Source organism: Bradyrhizobium sp. SPXBL-04 (assembly GCF_051853035.1).
Lineage (GTDB): Bacteria > Pseudomonadota > Alphaproteobacteria > Rhizobiales > Xanthobacteraceae > Bradyrhizobium > Bradyrhizobium zhanjiangense.
Map to the genome: position 1 here is coordinate 1370164 of NZ_CP182472.1, position 14841 is coordinate 1385004.

At 58.2% G+C, this 14841-nt stretch carries 15 protein-coding genes and 1 pseudogene; 10 read left to right on the forward strand and 6 right to left on the reverse strand.

The window, feature by feature from the left end; genetic code table 11:
- Window positions 1-8: 8 nt before the first annotated feature.
- On the reverse strand, window positions 9-209 hold the full coding sequence (locus ACNJX8_RS06480; protein ID WP_439359959.1) for a hypothetical protein: 201 nt from the start codon (window positions 207-209) through the stop codon (window positions 9-11).
- Window positions 210-946: 737 nt separating this feature from the next.
- Window positions 947-1654, reverse strand: a complete 708-nt coding sequence (locus ACNJX8_RS06485; protein ID WP_439359960.1) for a metallophosphoesterase family protein — start codon at window positions 1652-1654, stop codon at window positions 947-949.
- A gap of 273 nt (window positions 1655-1927) precedes the next feature.
- Here ACNJX8_RS06485 and ACNJX8_RS06490 point away from each other — a divergent pair, with 273 nt between their 5' ends.
- Together ACNJX8_RS06490 and ACNJX8_RS06495 are read left to right on the forward strand one after the other, a co-directional pair.
- Complete coding sequence (locus tag ACNJX8_RS06490; protein ID WP_439359961.1) at window positions 1928-3082, forward strand: MBL fold metallo-hydrolase; 1155 nt, start codon at window positions 1928-1930, stop codon at window positions 3080-3082.
- Entirely contained in the window at window positions 3072-4064 is a 993-nt protein-coding gene (locus tag ACNJX8_RS06495) for a hypothetical protein (protein WP_439359962.1), read from the forward strand. Before ACNJX8_RS06490 ends, ACNJX8_RS06495 begins: the two co-directional genes overlap by 11 nt.
- A 372-nt stretch (window positions 4065-4436) precedes the next feature.
- Here ACNJX8_RS06495 and ACNJX8_RS06500 read toward each other — a convergent pair whose 3' ends face one another.
- Window positions 4437-4622 (reverse strand): hypothetical protein, encoded by a 186-nt coding sequence (locus tag ACNJX8_RS06500; protein WP_172787591.1) that lies wholly within the window; start codon window positions 4620-4622, stop codon window positions 4437-4439.
- 302 nt (window positions 4623-4924) lie between these two features.
- Here ACNJX8_RS06500 and ACNJX8_RS06505 point away from each other — a divergent pair, with 302 nt between their 5' ends.
- The 4 genes from ACNJX8_RS06505 (at window position 4925) to ACNJX8_RS06520 (ending at window position 8544) form a co-directional block, all read left to right on the forward strand.
- Window positions 4925-5602 (forward strand): hypothetical protein, encoded by a 678-nt coding sequence (locus tag ACNJX8_RS06505; protein ID WP_439359963.1) that lies wholly within the window; start codon window positions 4925-4927, stop codon window positions 5600-5602.
- Between the two features lie 680 nt (window positions 5603-6282).
- Window positions 6283-6735, forward strand: coding sequence for a peptide-methionine (R)-S-oxide reductase MsrB (msrB, locus tag ACNJX8_RS06510; RefSeq protein ID WP_439359964.1), 453 nt, complete (start codon window positions 6283-6285; stop codon window positions 6733-6735).
- 2 nt (window positions 6736-6737) lie between these two features.
- The gene (msrA, locus tag ACNJX8_RS06515) at window positions 6738-7250 is read left to right on the forward strand and encodes a peptide-methionine (S)-S-oxide reductase MsrA (RefSeq protein WP_439359965.1); all 513 of its coding nucleotides are present in this window, start codon (window positions 6738-6740) and stop codon (window positions 7248-7250) included.
- A 13-nt stretch (window positions 7251-7263) separates the two neighbouring features.
- Window positions 7264-8544 (forward strand): lactonase family protein, encoded by a 1281-nt coding sequence (locus ACNJX8_RS06520; RefSeq protein WP_439359966.1) that lies wholly within the window; start codon window positions 7264-7266, stop codon window positions 8542-8544.
- Window positions 8545-8757: 213 nt separating this feature from the next.
- Here ACNJX8_RS06520 and ACNJX8_RS06525 read toward each other — a convergent pair.
- From ACNJX8_RS06525 to ACNJX8_RS06535, 3 genes and pseudogenes are all read right to left on the reverse strand, one after another.
- Window positions 8758-9301, reverse strand: a pseudogene (locus tag ACNJX8_RS06525) (Dps family protein).
- Window positions 9302-9475: 174 nt separating this feature from the next.
- Window positions 9476-9904 (reverse strand): GMC oxidoreductase, encoded by a 429-nt coding sequence (locus ACNJX8_RS06530; protein WP_439359967.1) that lies wholly within the window; start codon window positions 9902-9904, stop codon window positions 9476-9478.
- Window positions 9834-10739 carry a sensor histidine kinase gene (locus ACNJX8_RS06535; protein WP_439359968.1) on the reverse strand — a complete coding sequence of 302 codons (906 nt, stop codon included), beginning with the start codon at window positions 10737-10739 and terminating at the stop codon, window positions 9834-9836. Before ACNJX8_RS06535 ends, ACNJX8_RS06530 begins: the two co-directional genes overlap by 71 nt.
- A 695-nt stretch (window positions 10740-11434) precedes the next feature.
- Between ACNJX8_RS06535 and ACNJX8_RS06540 the strand changes: the two genes are divergently transcribed.
- The 4 genes from ACNJX8_RS06540 to ACNJX8_RS06555 all read left to right on the forward strand — a co-directional run bounded on the left by ACNJX8_RS06540 (window position 11435) and on the right by ACNJX8_RS06555 (window position 14782).
- Window positions 11435-12049, forward strand: coding sequence for a response regulator transcription factor (locus tag ACNJX8_RS06540; protein ID WP_439359969.1), 615 nt, complete (start codon window positions 11435-11437; stop codon window positions 12047-12049).
- A gap of 88 nt (window positions 12050-12137) precedes the next feature.
- On the forward strand, window positions 12138-12506 hold the full coding sequence (locus ACNJX8_RS06545; protein WP_439359970.1) for a response regulator transcription factor: 369 nt from the start codon (window positions 12138-12140) through the stop codon (window positions 12504-12506).
- An 86-nt stretch (window positions 12507-12592) separates the two neighbouring features.
- Entirely contained in the window at window positions 12593-13570 is a 978-nt protein-coding gene (locus ACNJX8_RS06550) for a LysR family transcriptional regulator (RefSeq protein ID WP_439359971.1), read from the forward strand.
- A 921-nt stretch (window positions 13571-14491) separates the two neighbouring features.
- Window positions 14492-14782, forward strand: coding sequence for a hypothetical protein (locus tag ACNJX8_RS06555; RefSeq protein ID WP_439359972.1), 291 nt, complete (start codon window positions 14492-14494; stop codon window positions 14780-14782).
- Window positions 14783-14841 lie beyond the last annotated feature (59 nt).

The following is a 14841-nucleotide window of genomic DNA, read 5'->3' on the forward strand; positions in this document are numbered from 1 at the left end:
GCTCCGGGTCAGCGCCACATGGTGGGCGCGTGAGACAGAGCGTCACGGCCGACCTGCCTGAGACCTTCGGGAGACACTTCGCCCCTTGTGGCTGCCTCAAGGATCTTTGAGGCCACATGCGCACGTGCTCCGGTCTCGCTGCGCGAGACGCTCTCGCATACTTCGTCAAGAACCGCGCGCAAAAGCTCGGTGGTTGCGGTATCGAACATAAAACGCCCCCAAGAAGCAAAGCCTCATCCTAAACCGAATTTTCCGGCCTGGGGATTCAGGCATGTTAATATTTTTCGGCAAGGCGTTTGGAGTTCAGGAAAGCAGCGGTGCTGCCGGCGTGCCAAGGTGCGAGCCGATGGCCTAGATGCAGTAGGCATGCTCTGTCCGCTTCTCCGCGAATCTTCCAGGTCCGGCTCCGGCTTGAGCCAGCCGGCTGATGGCAAGGCGTCTACAAAGGCTGCGCACCTCCGGGGACCTCGGCTCTTTGGCCCGTTCCCGCCGATCTTATGCCGAAATCTAGGTGAGCTGCTCGGAGTGGGCCAGCAGCGGCCATCCGCGCCGCATAGGCGCGTCTCGATTCAAAGCGGAGCGTTGGATGCGGCCTGCCTCCTGCTTTGGACTGAGTCTACTGCCGGACTGAAAGCTTTGGCATGGGGAGATCGTGGAGCAACATAAAAACCGCGAGTTAGGCGTGGCCTTTCAGTTTGGAGGAAGGAGCTACCGTCTCCGCCGAAGCCCCTGCCAAAGACCTCTCGGCGGCGGCTCGAGCTGCCGCGGCGAAAGCGGCTGCCGCGATGTCTCTCTCGCACGTATCAGACGAGGCGTTCAGGACAACGCTGGAGCGAGCGAATGTCCTGGGAAGTTTCGTCTCCTAGAAAGGAACGAGCGAGGGTTTTCCGAAGTGTACCCGGAGATTATTCGTCAGCGTGACTGGGAGATTTCTCGAGCTCGCAAACTAGGGGAAGCTCTTGGGATTTTGCCGCGTTGCAGGCGCGGGCTTCAGTTCGAACGTCAATCCGTCGCTATTGACAAAGAACAGGGGGGCTGACTGGACCGAACTAAAGGCCGCTGCCGTTAGAGGCCCACCAAAGCAGGCTCCCGTATCGAGGTTGACGCGATTGGCTTGAACGTCGGGAGCGCACGTTGCCGTTGGCGAATGGCCATGCACCACGAGAGCGCCGTGCCACAGCCTTGAGGACAGGAACGGCTCACGTATCCACAACATGTCGTCCTTGGACTGGGCTTCCAAGGCAACACCGGGTCTTACTCCGGCATGAACGAACAACCTGTGCTCGTCGCGAACCTGAAGAGGTAACGCGCGCATCCACGCGAGGTGCGCCGCCGGGAGATCGGAGGGATCGTCCATTCCGTAGGAATCCAGTGTCTGCTCGGCGCCGTTGGCCCACCACTGAATGAGCTCGGCATCGGAGCGGTTAGGATCTGCGGCGCAGCAAAGCAGATGGTCGTGATTTCCCATGATGCAGCGGAATCGTGACGGGGCGCTGGCCTGTTCACGCATAAGATAGGCAATCACCTGATCGGAGGCCGGTCCTCTGTCGACATAGTCGCCCAGGAAGAGGAAGTCGTGCTCGATGGCGCCGGCGCTCTTTCGGCAGGCGTCGAGCAGAGCCCTTCTCGTGGAAGCATCCGTGGATGTCTCCAATCGCGAAGGTTATGCGTTCGTTCATATTGACCGCCTGTTGCAAATCAATCTAGTGACATCAACAGGGGAGCTTCGCCACGCAAATATTTTTTGCGAATATTCCATAATATGTAAATTTCTCGGGGCCTCGTTTGAATATAGGAAGATTGGAATGAGCGGGGGCGAGGTCGCGTCGTGAGATTGCGAATCCATCGGGGGACGCGGGAGATTGGCGGCACCTGTATCGAGCTGGAGAGCGAGGGTTCCCGGATCCTGCTCGATCTCGGCCTGCCCTTGAAGGCCAAGGACCTTGCGTCAACGCCTCTGCCCAACGTCGATGGGCTTTTGGCCCCCAGCGCCATCCTACTCGGTATCGTGCTGTCTCACGGTCATCGTGACCATTGGGGGCTGGTGCCGAAGGTAAATCCTGCGATTCCGCTCATCATGGGACAGGCGACCGAGAGCATCATCCGCGCGGCCGCCGATTTCGTTCCTGATGCCGTGGCCTTGAAGGCAAGTCACCACCTCGAGCACCGCAAGCCGATCCAGCTTGGCCCCTTCACCGTCACGCCCCGCCTCGTGGACCATTCGGGCTTCGATGCCTATGCCATGGAAATCGCCTCCGGCGGCAAGCGCCTGTTCTACTCCGGTGATCTTCGCGCTCACGGCCGTAAGCACAAGCTGTTCGACGCACTGATCAGTGATCCGCCGCGCGAAATCGACCTCATGCTGATGGAAGGCTCGAGCCTCGGTCGTCTGACCGACGATGCGACTTTTCCGTCCGAGCAGGATCTTGAGGAGACTTTCGTCACGCGCTTCGAGGCGACCGCAGGCATCGCTCTGGTCGCCTGCTCGGCCCAGAACATCGACCGGGTGGTCACGATCTATCGTGCGGCGAAGCGAACCGGCCGCAACCTTCTCATCGATGCCTACGCCGCCGAGGTGCTGAAGGCGACGGGGCAGGATAGCATTCCCCAACCTGCACCGGGATGGTCGAATCTCTCCGTCTACATCCCGCAGCGGCAGCGCGTTCAGTTGAAGGCCAAGGGGATCGCGCCCCTGGTCAACAGCTATCGAGGCCTTCGGGTTTGGCCCGGGCAGCTCGCCGAAACTGCGCCACGTTCGGTCATGCTGTTTCGGGGTTGGATGATGTCGGATCTCGATCGGGCAGGCGCGCTCAAGGGCGCGCGGGTGTTCTGGTCGCAATGGGAGGGCTATCTGGCCGACGGCCAGTCCGGAGCGGCCTTGAAGGCTGACTGCGAACGCCGCGGTATTCCGTTCGAAACGGTACACACCTCGGGACACGCCAGCCCGACCGACCTGAAGCGTCTTGCCGCCGCCGTCGCGGCGAAGCGCCTGATCCCCATCCATACATTTGAACGGCTACGGTTTTCGGATCTCTTTAACAACGTGGAATTGGCGAACGATGGCGAATGGATTGACGTCTGAACTGAACTTCCTCAAGCGCGGCCTGTCCAATTCGCAAATCGCAGGTTTGAAAGGGCTCGCAGATAAGACGGATGACAACTGGTGGAAGGAGGTTCTGGAGAGCAAGGATCTCTTGCTTGCAGTCCGAAACGGATACTTGAGTGCCTATGTCAAAGGTCAGAGCGTCTTCAAGATTGCCTTCGGGAAAGGCAGCAGCGGCAGCGAGCCCCGCCTTGCGATCCATTACAAGTACCTAGTGAAGCCGGACCTTGAGAAAAAGGATCCGTATGTGTCGTTCAATGGATCGAAGTTTAATATCGAGCCCGAAGACATCATCAACACCGAGTACGAGTCAAAGCTTACCTTGCCGCAACTCATCAAGACGGCTGCTCGATTTGCGGGGCCCGAGAAAAGCGGCGTGCACAAGATCGCCAGGAAGGAGCCGAGGGTCGTCGATCTCGAGGTTGCCTTCACGAGGGCGGGAGAGAACGGCGATCTATCTGCGCCACGGATGGACATCGCCGTATTGGTACCGACGGAATCGGGTGGAGCAGAGCTGGTCTTCTGCGAGGCGAAATGCGCAGACAATCCTGAATTGTGGGGCCTGGAAAAGCTTCCCAAGGGAACAAAAAGCCTGCCTCCACAAGAGCGTTCCACTGCCGTGATTGCCCAGATCAGGAAGTATGAGCAGTTCATTCAGGCTAAGGAGAACGAGCAAAGCTTGATCGATGCCTATGTCAGGGTCTGCAAAAATCTGGCGGACATCAGCGACCAAAGCCCGGCGCGGCAGGTCGATGACCTCGTCAGGCAGGTGGGAGACAGGAAGTTAAAACTGTCAATCCACCGCAACGTTTATCTCCTGGTCTACGATTTCGGCCAGGACGAGAAGGACGGCCGGATCAAGAGAAAGCGGCTGCAGCTGGAAGAGGCCGGGGTAAAGATCATCGCCAAGGGCAAGCCCGAGGACTTCCAGTTGGCGAACGACATATTGCGGATGCGATGAGGCAGTGGATTGGTTCGAACGATTGACGGGTTTCCGCGAGGGCGCCTACGCCGAGACCCGTGCCAAGCTCAGGGTGGAGGGAGGCAAGCTCCGGTCTCTTGTCAACGGCAAGAGCTACGGCATCGGCGAGCTCGTTTCCCCTGCAGACGTTCCGTAAGCGCGTGATGTCTCTCGGCGGCCGGACAGGACGGCTGAAACTGGCAGCGGTCAGCGGCGAAGTGCCACGAATGCAGGCTTAGTCGCGTAATGATAAGAAAACTACCAAATGGAGTCAGCTCGCGAGTGATAAGCTTTCGTACGAAGCGCTGTCAGCTAGGTGACCGATAAGGAAACTGCCGAGCCGCATGGCGGCACTCACGCATGTGACTTTTCTCAACGAGCAAGTTCGGCATGTTTGGTTGCAGCGTCATAGATCTTAATCTGAATCGATGGAAATCGATCCTTTAGCTCGACAGCCGCCTTGCGCGCGCCTTCTCTGGTGAGAAAAATCGTTTTAGCGTGTCCGTCCACGATAATCGCGAATCCTTCGAGCGGAAGGTCGTGCAAGCGCTGATGCATGTAATGAAATCCCCCTAGACTGAGATTTGGCGTGAGTCGCGAGCGGATTTCAAGCGGCGGAGCCGTCCGGCATTCTACGGCTCAGATAGCCGTGACTGGCGATAGGTCAGTGGCAGCGAGTCAAGTTTGGAAGGTGCCGCGGATCCGAGGGACATTGCAAGAAGCTCAATGCGAAGTCGCGGCAGGCGCAGCGTTTTGGTAATGTCGGATTGCGCTACAAGATTCGAGCATTTTCTGATCGGCTATTTGCTATAGGTGTTTGCCGCTAGCGACGCCTGCTCGTTCAACGGAAGATGGCCAGAATGTCCTTCACGGAAAGGCACCCCTACAACTCAGAACCCTTGCCTGCTAACGTCCGGTTGCTAATTGTCGGCACGGCGCCGCCGCCCCGGTTCTCCAATCCCCAATGCGAGGGCGTCCGAGCACACAAACTCGATTTCAGTTTTTTCTATGGCTCTGGCCATAACAGCATGTGGCTCTGGCTAAACAAAATTGCCGCGGACCAGGGGAGGGCGCTGCCGAATGACGAAGCGAGCGCACAAGAATATGGCGAAGCGGCACGGGAATTTCTTAGACGTAATCGTCTGTGGATGAAGGACGTCCTGCAAAGCTACCGGAGGAAAACCGGCCGGGAGTGCAGTTCGGCCGACGACGACATCATCACACCTTTACTTGGCGAGTGCGTAAATTTTGCTGAGGTCTTGGTGCAGCACCCGTCAATAGAGGCTTTGGCCTTCACGAGCCATAGAGCGTTTGAATGGTCGCTTATGGCAATGGGGCAGTCAGCTCGCCTCCGCGTCTACCGTGAACGTCTGCGCAATGATCGTACTATCGACGGGATCCAGCCGTTTGACCGGATCAAGATTGGCGATCGAGAGGCCAAATTCTTCTTGCTGCCGTCTCCCAGCGGTCGGGCGTTCTCGAATTGTGAAGCGATTAATATTTATAGGACTGTACTTTTTGGACCAGCTGGTGGCTAAGGTCGGCTGAGCCGAATTGCTCACAACTCGGACTAGTAGGCTAACTGATAAGGATTGGCTGCAAACCTTATCAGTCTCACCAAAAGCTTATCAGTCACAAAGTAGGCGCTAAGTTCCGTGAGCCTCAAGGTCTGCCCCTGGTGTGAAGCAGACGAAGGGGAGGGGAGTGCCGATGGTCGCCTTCTGGTCCTGGCTGTGTGGAAAGCCGCGAGTCGGCTACGATTCCTCCGTTTCAAGACGCCAGCTTCCCGACTGAACTCCCTAGCGCCAAACGGATGGAATGGAAACGATAACGAGCTGTCATTTTTGCTGGTTTGCGTCCCGACGTAGCTTATCGCTGCGCTTTAACGGCGCGCATCCAATCCGCCTTTTCTGACTCTGCTCTAGCTTGCGCGCGATCGATCAGCGCTTCGCCGCGGAACAGGCGGCATCCAAGCACAAAGTTTTCCCGCAAAACTGGCGAGACTCTAATAAGGCGCCGCCGTCGCCTCATCTACCGTTCACGACGGCGTAGCCGAGGAATTATCGAACGTATTCCAGAAGGGAATTGGCAGTTTGCCGCGGCTCGTCACAGCATGGACGGGAGTTTCCGAAGTCAATGACCCGATTCGAGTCTGCGAAATACGATTGTCGCAGATTTCTATGATTGGGTCTTTGCAGAACAAAAAGGAGCACGGCGAATGCCGACCTACAGGAAAAACCCCGAAGCGGTCTCGAAGTTGACTCCCGAACAGTACCGCGTCACGCAGACTGACGGGACCGAGCGTCCCTTCGCCAATGAATATTGGGATAACAAGGAGCCTGGTCTCTACGTCGATGTAGTTTCCGGCGAGCCGCTCTTTGCGTCCTTCGACAAGTTCGACAGCGGAACGGGATGGCCGAGTTTCACGCGGCCCCTAGAGGCCGCAAATGTCACCGAGAACGTTGACAGCTCGCACGGCATGACGCGGACCGAGGTTCGCTCCAAGCACGGCGACAGCCATCTTGGCCACATCTTCCCAGATGGGCCGCGCGACAAGGGCGGGTTGAGGTACTGTATAAATTCGGCCTCGTTGAGGTTTATCCACCGCGACCAACTAGAAAGCGAGGGATACGGCAAGTACTCAACGCTGTTCTCAAAGCAGGAGGCCTGACGATGGCAGCGACTACAGAGCGCGCGGTCCTGGCAGGAGGTTGCTTCTGGGGAATGCAGCAGCTGCTCAGGCGCCTGCCCGGTGTCGTCTCGACGCGGGTCGGCTACTCGGGCGGCGACGTCAAGAACGCTACGTATCGCGACCATGGAACGCACGCCGAAGCGCTCGAGATCGTATTCGACCCGAGTCAGACGAGCTTCCGAGAGTTGCTCGAGTTCTTCTTCCAGATCCACGACCCGACGACGCTCAACCGGCAGGGAAACGACCGAGGCACAAGCTACAGGTCGGCGATTTTCTACACTACCGAGGAGCAGCGCCGCGTCGCCGAGGATACTATCGCCGACGTCGAGGCGTCACGGCTGTGGCCGGGCAAGGTTGTGACCGAGATTTCACCCGCCGGCGATTTCTGGGAGGCCGAGCCCGAGCACCAGGACTACCTGGAACGGCATCCGAACGGCTACACCTGCCATTTCGTCCGGCCCCAGTGGAAGTTGTCGGTCAGAACTCGGGCCTAAGGAGATTAACTATATGACCCGTCCGCCATCGTCGAAGCTCTTCCTTATACCTCTCGTGCTGCTTCTGTTCGGGACTCTCGGAATAGAAGCACGCGCTTCTGAGCTTATAGGTCATGTCTACGTGCAGACCAATGAAGCCCAGAACCGCATCATGCACTTCGGTCGCAACGCGGATGGGCAACTAAAGCTACTCGAGAGCATCCCTACCGGGGGCGCTGGGTCTGGCGTATTCAAGCCGATCAGCGGCCAAAAGAGTGCGCCCAACGCATTCGAGGGCGCTGGCAGCGTGATCCTGGCCGAATCCAACACTCTGCTGTTCACGACGAACGGCGGCGACAACAGCGTGACGAGCTTCCGGGTGAGTCCAGACGGCAAGCTGACACTGATCGATCGACAACCGACTGGCGAGCCCGTAATAGGGCGCAGCGGAACGGCGAAGTCGCTCGCCTACCGCTCCCAAAGTCGAACTCTATACGTGCTCCATGCCTTCGGCCCCAACCACCTCCGGTCATACACGGTTGCCGGGGACGGCAAGCTGAAGCTGCGCCCGGAGCGGGCTTCGGTAAATACCGCGACAAAGACCGATCGGGTGTCGACACAAGCTGTCCTGTCGCCCGACGGCCGGTTCCTGCTGGTCGATATTCTTTTCGACGCTCGTCCAGCCGTCAATCCGGACGGGTCGCCAAATCTGGTCGTGGCGAACGCCCCCGATCCAGACGGGCTCGTGATATTCCCGGTGCGCGACAACGGCGCACTCGGCGAGGCCTCCTTCGCCAATGCCGGCGGCGCGGGACCATTCTACATCGCCTTCCTCAACCGGAGCCGCGATACTTTCTTGAACGGTTTCGCGGTAGGAGACGGCGTGCTAGTGAGCCGCATTGATGGCGAGGGTCGGGTGACCGACGGTCCTTTGGCCCCGATCGATACCGCGCTCGGGAAGCCATCTGAGCTCTGCTGGCTGCAGGTGACATCTGACAACTCGCTGGTGCTCGCGACCAACTTCGGATACGGAACGGTCTCGACCTACCGGCTTGTAGACGGCCGATTGAGCCTTCTCCAGGACCCGGCCAACAAAGCGATACCGGGCGACGGTACCTTCCGCGCTGTGAACGGGCTCGTCAGCAGCGGACCCAGCGACAGCTGGCTGACTCCCGACGACCAGTACTTCTACCAGGTCTTTGGAAATGCCCAGGTGCTTGTCAGCTACGGCCTCGACAAGACGAGCGGCAGACTGACGGAGATTGGTCGAAACCCGATTCCCTACAACAGCACCCAGGGCCTCGCAGGATTCTAGAGACATCTACCGACGGAGCGCGGTCGATCATGCAAGATCCAGCTAATCCACTGTGATGCGTCTGGCAGACGCGCTCTCGGCCCTTGCCGCGCAAATCAGTCAATCGCAAGATACAGTGGCGCAGTTTTCCCTCGCGCACGGCTGGACGCTCGACCTCGTCGAGCTTAGCGATCTCCTCGTCGGTTTGGCCGCAAATGGAGTCAGTTGGCGTCGTCAAAAAGTTCGCGGGTGGCGTGCGCTCGTGGTTAAGCTTTCCTCGTTGTCTCGAAAAAGGAACCATGTGCGACGTTCCGCCTCGTCGATCCCGATTACGACCAGGCTAGCCGTGGCCACATCGCCATGCTCGTCGCAGACATTGCGGGTCTGCTGCATGCGCTGGGTGAGCGCTGGGTTATCTTCCTTCAGTTCGGCCAACACATCTTCGGGCGTGACGAAATCCGCATCAATTTCCTCGACATGTGTCGCTCTCGCGATGCGGGCGATCGGGCGGATCGTTGTGCCGCCGATCTTACGGGCTCTTTCCGCGATGTCTTCCATCATCGCGAAAATCTGCGCGGCCTGCTCATCAACAAGGAGGTGATAATCCCGGAAATGCGGCCCTGATATGTGCATGGAAGTTCTTGGTCTTGACGTAAAGCGCGAACACGTCTGCCAGAAGCACAGTGAGGGGGCCGGAATATTTTAGTGCATTGGAGCCGAGATTGCTCGGCGTGTCGAGCGGAGCCTCGCGGCGCTTTCTCGCGTCCTCTACACTCATTTTCATCCCTCCTTCAGGACTAATGCAGCCTTGTTGCACGCCGGGGCTCTGAACAAGCAATTTTTGAAATAAACTGCAAGTATGAAAGGAATCGATCCCATTGATCCCGCGGCATAGTCGGTTCCGCCCTCGATCACTATCTACTCGGGCCACTTCGGCTTGTGCCAGAGCTCCTTAGGTCCGCTTCAGATCGTCGACCAGCATCGCCGTGGCGTGGCGCGCAACCGCCTGGGTCGGGGCGTTGGTGTTGCCGCGGGTTATGTTGGGCATGATCGAGGCGTCGATTACCCGGAGGCCGTCGCCAGCAGCGATTAAGCGGTCGCACCGGCCGATTCGGATATGCCTGGCAGAGGACGGCCCCAACGAGCGCCTGGAAAGGAGTATCCGTGGAGGGTAGCCGGAAGGGCCCTTGGCGGCGCGCACGATCCTGATGGCGCGTCTCTCTTTTTGAGAGGTAACTTTCGATATTGATCTTGTTTGCACATGTGACCGTCCTCCACTTGCCCTGCGGATCGGCCGCGTTGATGCCATTCTACGTGCACGGAAATCGCATACGCACGGTCGTTCCCTTGTTCTCCGCGCTCTGGATATTAATCGTTCCATTGCAGCGTTCGACGAGGCGTTTGACTTGGGTGAGACCCAACCCTGTACCTGTGTCGATTTCCTTCGTCGTGAAGTAGGGCTCGAAGGCTCGTTCGAGCACGTCCGGGCTCATGCCGGTCCCATCGTCGGAAACCGATATCTCGACCCAGGGAGCGTCTATCTGCACGCAGACGTTCCGCGCGCTAATACTGATCGTCCCACCTTCGGGCATCGCGTCGCTTGCATTCTTGCAGAGATTGAGGAGTGCAAGATGGAGCTCCTCCGGATCAGCTTGGAACTGCCCGAGACCCGGGTCGATGTGCGTGTCGACAACAACGTCAGCGCGCAGCGTCTGGTCGACCAGATCACCGATGTCCACGATATGGTCATGGGAGACGGGCCGAGCTGTGCTGCAATACGGACGATCGCTGTCCAGCAGTTTGCGGCTGAGCGACGCGCCGCGCTGGATTGCGCGGCGGAGCCTTTCAACGATCACAGCGCGATCTTGCGCGTCAGTCTTTACATCAAGTAGCCGCAGGCCTCCATCGATAACTGCCAAGAGATTTGCGATGTCATGGACGAAGATCTTCGTGGTGTCTCGATCGATGTCCGCGGGCCCGCAGACCGGATTATCGATGGAAATGATTTTGCACAGGACGCCCGAGATCTCTCCATCTGCTCCTTGCAAAGGGATCTCCGCCCGCCCATTACGGACATTTTTAGATGTCGCCTCTGTCACGGCGGAGAGATCTATTGCGAACGCTCCGTCTCCGATAGGAACAGGGGCCGCATCTGGTAGCGAAAGAATAGCCCCCAATGCTGACTTCAACGTTTCTCGCAAGCTCACGACCGACATTCGCGCCTCCCTCAAGTTCTCGTCACAGCGCCGACATGCGACACCCGACGAGAACGACTTTGGACCGATTTGGAGACATCGGTCGCCATAAGTTCTATATCCCTGCGTTATCGCGGCCCCTCGCGAGGCGCGGATCCGACTTCGACACTAGAAGGGATCCTTACAATCACATCGACCTTAAAGGAACAGCCGCGCCCGATTAGACGCCGGACGAGCGCGGTATCCTCGAAATACAATAGCGATAGGTTAAAGGCGCACGCGAGCGCGGCGATAATGACGGTGAAGATGCTCGCCTCGGTGAAGTCAGATGCGTATGAGGTAAGCCCTGTGATCTTCAACGTTGATCTCAGTTGCTTGTGATGGTCATCAACAGGCCCGCGAGCTCTTCGGACGTGACTCTCTTGGGCATCTATGGCTGTCGGAGATGACCTAGGAACGCTATCCTCTAACCGGACTTCCTGTGGCGGCGCCACCGGGATATTGAGATGCGGGGTGATGGAAAATTGCGTTCCGTCCGCGTTTCAGGCGCGGCACTACATCCATTCCCATTGGGAATTGACTCTATGCCTACCAATGTCTCCCAACAAAATGATAGAGGGGACGAGCGCGTCGGATCGACCGGAAGCCGAAGCTTGGGGACCATGAGCGGTGAACGAGACCGAAGGGCAACCGCTTGCTCTGAAGACGAAATAGCTATGTTGGGCGACGCTATCGTCCATGTTGTCGACGACGACGAGCTCATGAGGCATGCGATCGACGATCTTCTGCGAACAGTCGGTTACACCGTGAAGCTCTACGGTCGTGCAGAGGATTTTCTTGCTGCCGATCTAGCTGATGTGCCTGGCTGCGTGATCATCGACGTCAGGATGCCGGGGCCCAGCGGGCTCGAACTGCAGGCGTCGCTCGCCCGGCGTAATAACCGTTTGCCAGTTATCCTGATGAGCGGCTATGGCGATATCCGCATGTCAGTTCAGGCGATGAAGGCAGGCGCTGTTGACTTCATCGAAAAGCCTTTTCGGGACCAGGAGATGTTGGAGGCAGTTGCCAACGCGATCCGAACTTGGAAGCCGCCATCGCCGGCGCCGGACCGGCTGTCGGAATTGCGCAAACGATACGAAAGCCTGACCGCACGTGAACGCGAGGTCATGGCGCTAGTGTGTGCGGGCCAAATGAATAAGCAAATCGCGGGCGCATTAGAGATCCAGGAGACGACCGTGAAATTTCATCGGAGCGCGGTCATGACGAAGATGATGGCCAGCAGCCTCGCGGAATTGACCCGGATGGCGGCACTTCTAGAAGGCGAGGAGTAGGTGCTCATCGAAACCTGTCCAAAAGGACAGGACTAACCTCAGCCGTGGGAGAGTAGGCGAGCGCGTCGAATAGGCGCAGTTTCGCTTCATGAACAAGAAAGTTCTCATCTGCGTCGTCGATGACGATGCCCTCCTCCGGGAGTCGTTGAATTACCTGCTGCGTGCTGCTGGCCACGAAGTAGCCTGCTTCGGGAGCGCGGAGTCCTTCCTCGATTCCGAGGAGAGCGAGCGCTGTGACTGCGTGGTCGCGGACATCGATATGCCGGGGCTGTCCGGTATCGATCTGGTCGAGCGCGTCGTCGAGATGTCGGATCCACCTAAAGTCATTCTCATTACCGGGCGCCCTGAAGAGTCGTGGCGCGAACGCGCGATGTACTCCGGAGCAGTCGGGTTTTTCAGAAAGCCAATCGAGGCGCAATCGCTGCTCGACATCGTTCAACGCAGTGTTGCGGCATGACGGACGTCCAGCCGGATCTCGTTGGCGAACGAAGTCCCCTGACGAGAGCCCACTTGACGGGCTAGCTGACGAAATAAGGAGCCGCCATGGAATTCCACCAAATTCGGTATTTCGTAGCCCTTGCCAAGTGCATGAACTTTACTCGGGCGGCCGAACAGTGCAACGTCTCCCAACCTGCGCTGACCAAGTCAATTCAGAAGCTGGAGTACGAACTTGGTGGCGCACTGGTTTTCCGTGAAAGGCACCTCAGCCAGTTAACAGACCTTGGAAAGCTAATGTTGCCCACGCTGGAGCGGACGCTGCTCGCCGTCGAGGAGGCTCGCGCCAATGCTAAGAAATTCAAGCGGAAGAAGGTCGCCACACTCCGGGTGGCCCTGACACCGATGATCTCGGCGTCGATCCTGGCGCAACCGATCGCCGCGCTCACGACCCAGCTACCGGGCCTCCAAGTCGATCTGGTCGATGCTGACTCCTCTAACGTCTTCGAAGGCTTACTGAGCGGCGACGTCAGCGCCGCTCTGGGTAGCAGCTGCATTGGGCCAACGCCCGAACGCATCGAGCGTTTCAGCTTATTCCGCGAGAGAGTCTTTGTCGCATGCGCCGAGGGGAGCCGGATGGCAGAGGAGGCCACCGTTAGCCTGAAGGATCTGCGGTCCGCAAAATGGCTTGAAGCGATTGACTGCGAGATCTACCGTGCGTTCCGCGAGCAGCTGTGCGAGGGGCAGGTCGCACAGCCCGGGCACCGCGCGCAAGGGCTGCAGCACCTGCAGCACCTAGTTAGCGCAAACCTTGGCGTTATGCTAACCCCGGAGCACGCGCCAGCACTGCCGGATGCTGTCGTCCGTCCTATCGCGGACTTCGACTTCAAACACACTGTTGAGCTCTTTGTTGTCGGGGGACGTCAATATTCGCCTGCGCTCGACGCTTTCATAAAGATTTGCAGGCAATTCGATTGGCAGACGCTGCTGACAAAGGCGCAGGCGCGGATCGCGCCAAACACAGGTCGGTTCACCGCCATGTCCCGATGTCAACGTGACCCGGAAGTCGTCCGCATCACCGCTTAGGGTAGAGCGACGCACGGCCTCTAGCGCTATAGCCTCGTCGCTATCGTTTCGATACGACTGCTCGTCATGCGGCCCGTTTCCCGACTTCCGTGCACTGGCGGAGTACGAATTCCCGCTCACATATTCGGATTGCGGCGTAGACGCGCTACGAGCCCCCTTAATTGTTCCAGCGACTAGCTCGGGGAATCCCGGCTTTCAAAAGTAGGAGAAAGCCGCCGCTTGCGTAGCCGCTTGTCATGGCGCCGGCTGTGGATGGTGCGCAAACGGCCTCAAAATGTGACGGAAAGACTGGGGTTCGCAAGCTACGAGATCGACCCAGATGGATATCAGGCGTTCCTGCAACTGGATCGGTTTAGAGAATAACGCAGGAGGTTCGGGTGGTCAGCCAACAACCGGCCTGGTGATGCGAACATACTGTCATCGATTCCATAACCAATGGGAAGTTGCAGTCCGCGGATGTCGATGGGAAATCGTTCCGGCTTACCTTGACCGATGGGTTGGCAAACTCACGGGACCCGAAGACTGGCTGGACGCGCAGTGAACACTGGTCGTCCTTTGAGTGATTGATTGTCCGGGTTTTGGGCGCACCTGGTCCCTTTGGCGGTATGCGTTGCCTGTCAACCGATGTGCGGAGTAACGATTCGATTAAGCGATACATAGAGAAACTACTCCATCAGCTGAGAGCCCGCGCATGCCCGCCAATCCCTTCGTTGATCTCAGGTGTTTCCTGACCGGAAACACCAACGATTATTTGCATCAAGGGGGCTGGCGCTACGTGATCTTGGCGCTGTTCTCGGTGCTCACGATTGCCGACCTTCGGGATGGCCGTGCGAAATTGACAGAACGATCCGACGCAACGCACCGGCCGTCATCTGGGTGTCTGGGCCCTCAGGGTCTCATCGCTGCATGTGGTTTCAGGGCATGTTATGGAAGCTGCCGCTGCCGGCGTCCGATGGTCTGCAATACTGGATCGAGCAGGAATCAACCAATGTGGCATTCGAGTTTCATCGTAGGTTCCTGAAGGATGCCGTGCGGCCTCACATGACGATCTGTGGGCCCATTGGTTTTCTGGCCGAGCTGGCGTTTGCGGGATCGATGATCTTCGGAGTTGCGCTGCGCTTTGCGGGCGCCCTGGCCGTCTCCTACACGGTACAGCTCTGGCTTGGCCTCTACGGCAACGCCTCCGATGGCCGTGGACCGATGATGAGTTAATCTCTTGAACGAACGAGATCGACAGTGAGAAACAATGGAATAGATGTCCTATGGAGAGA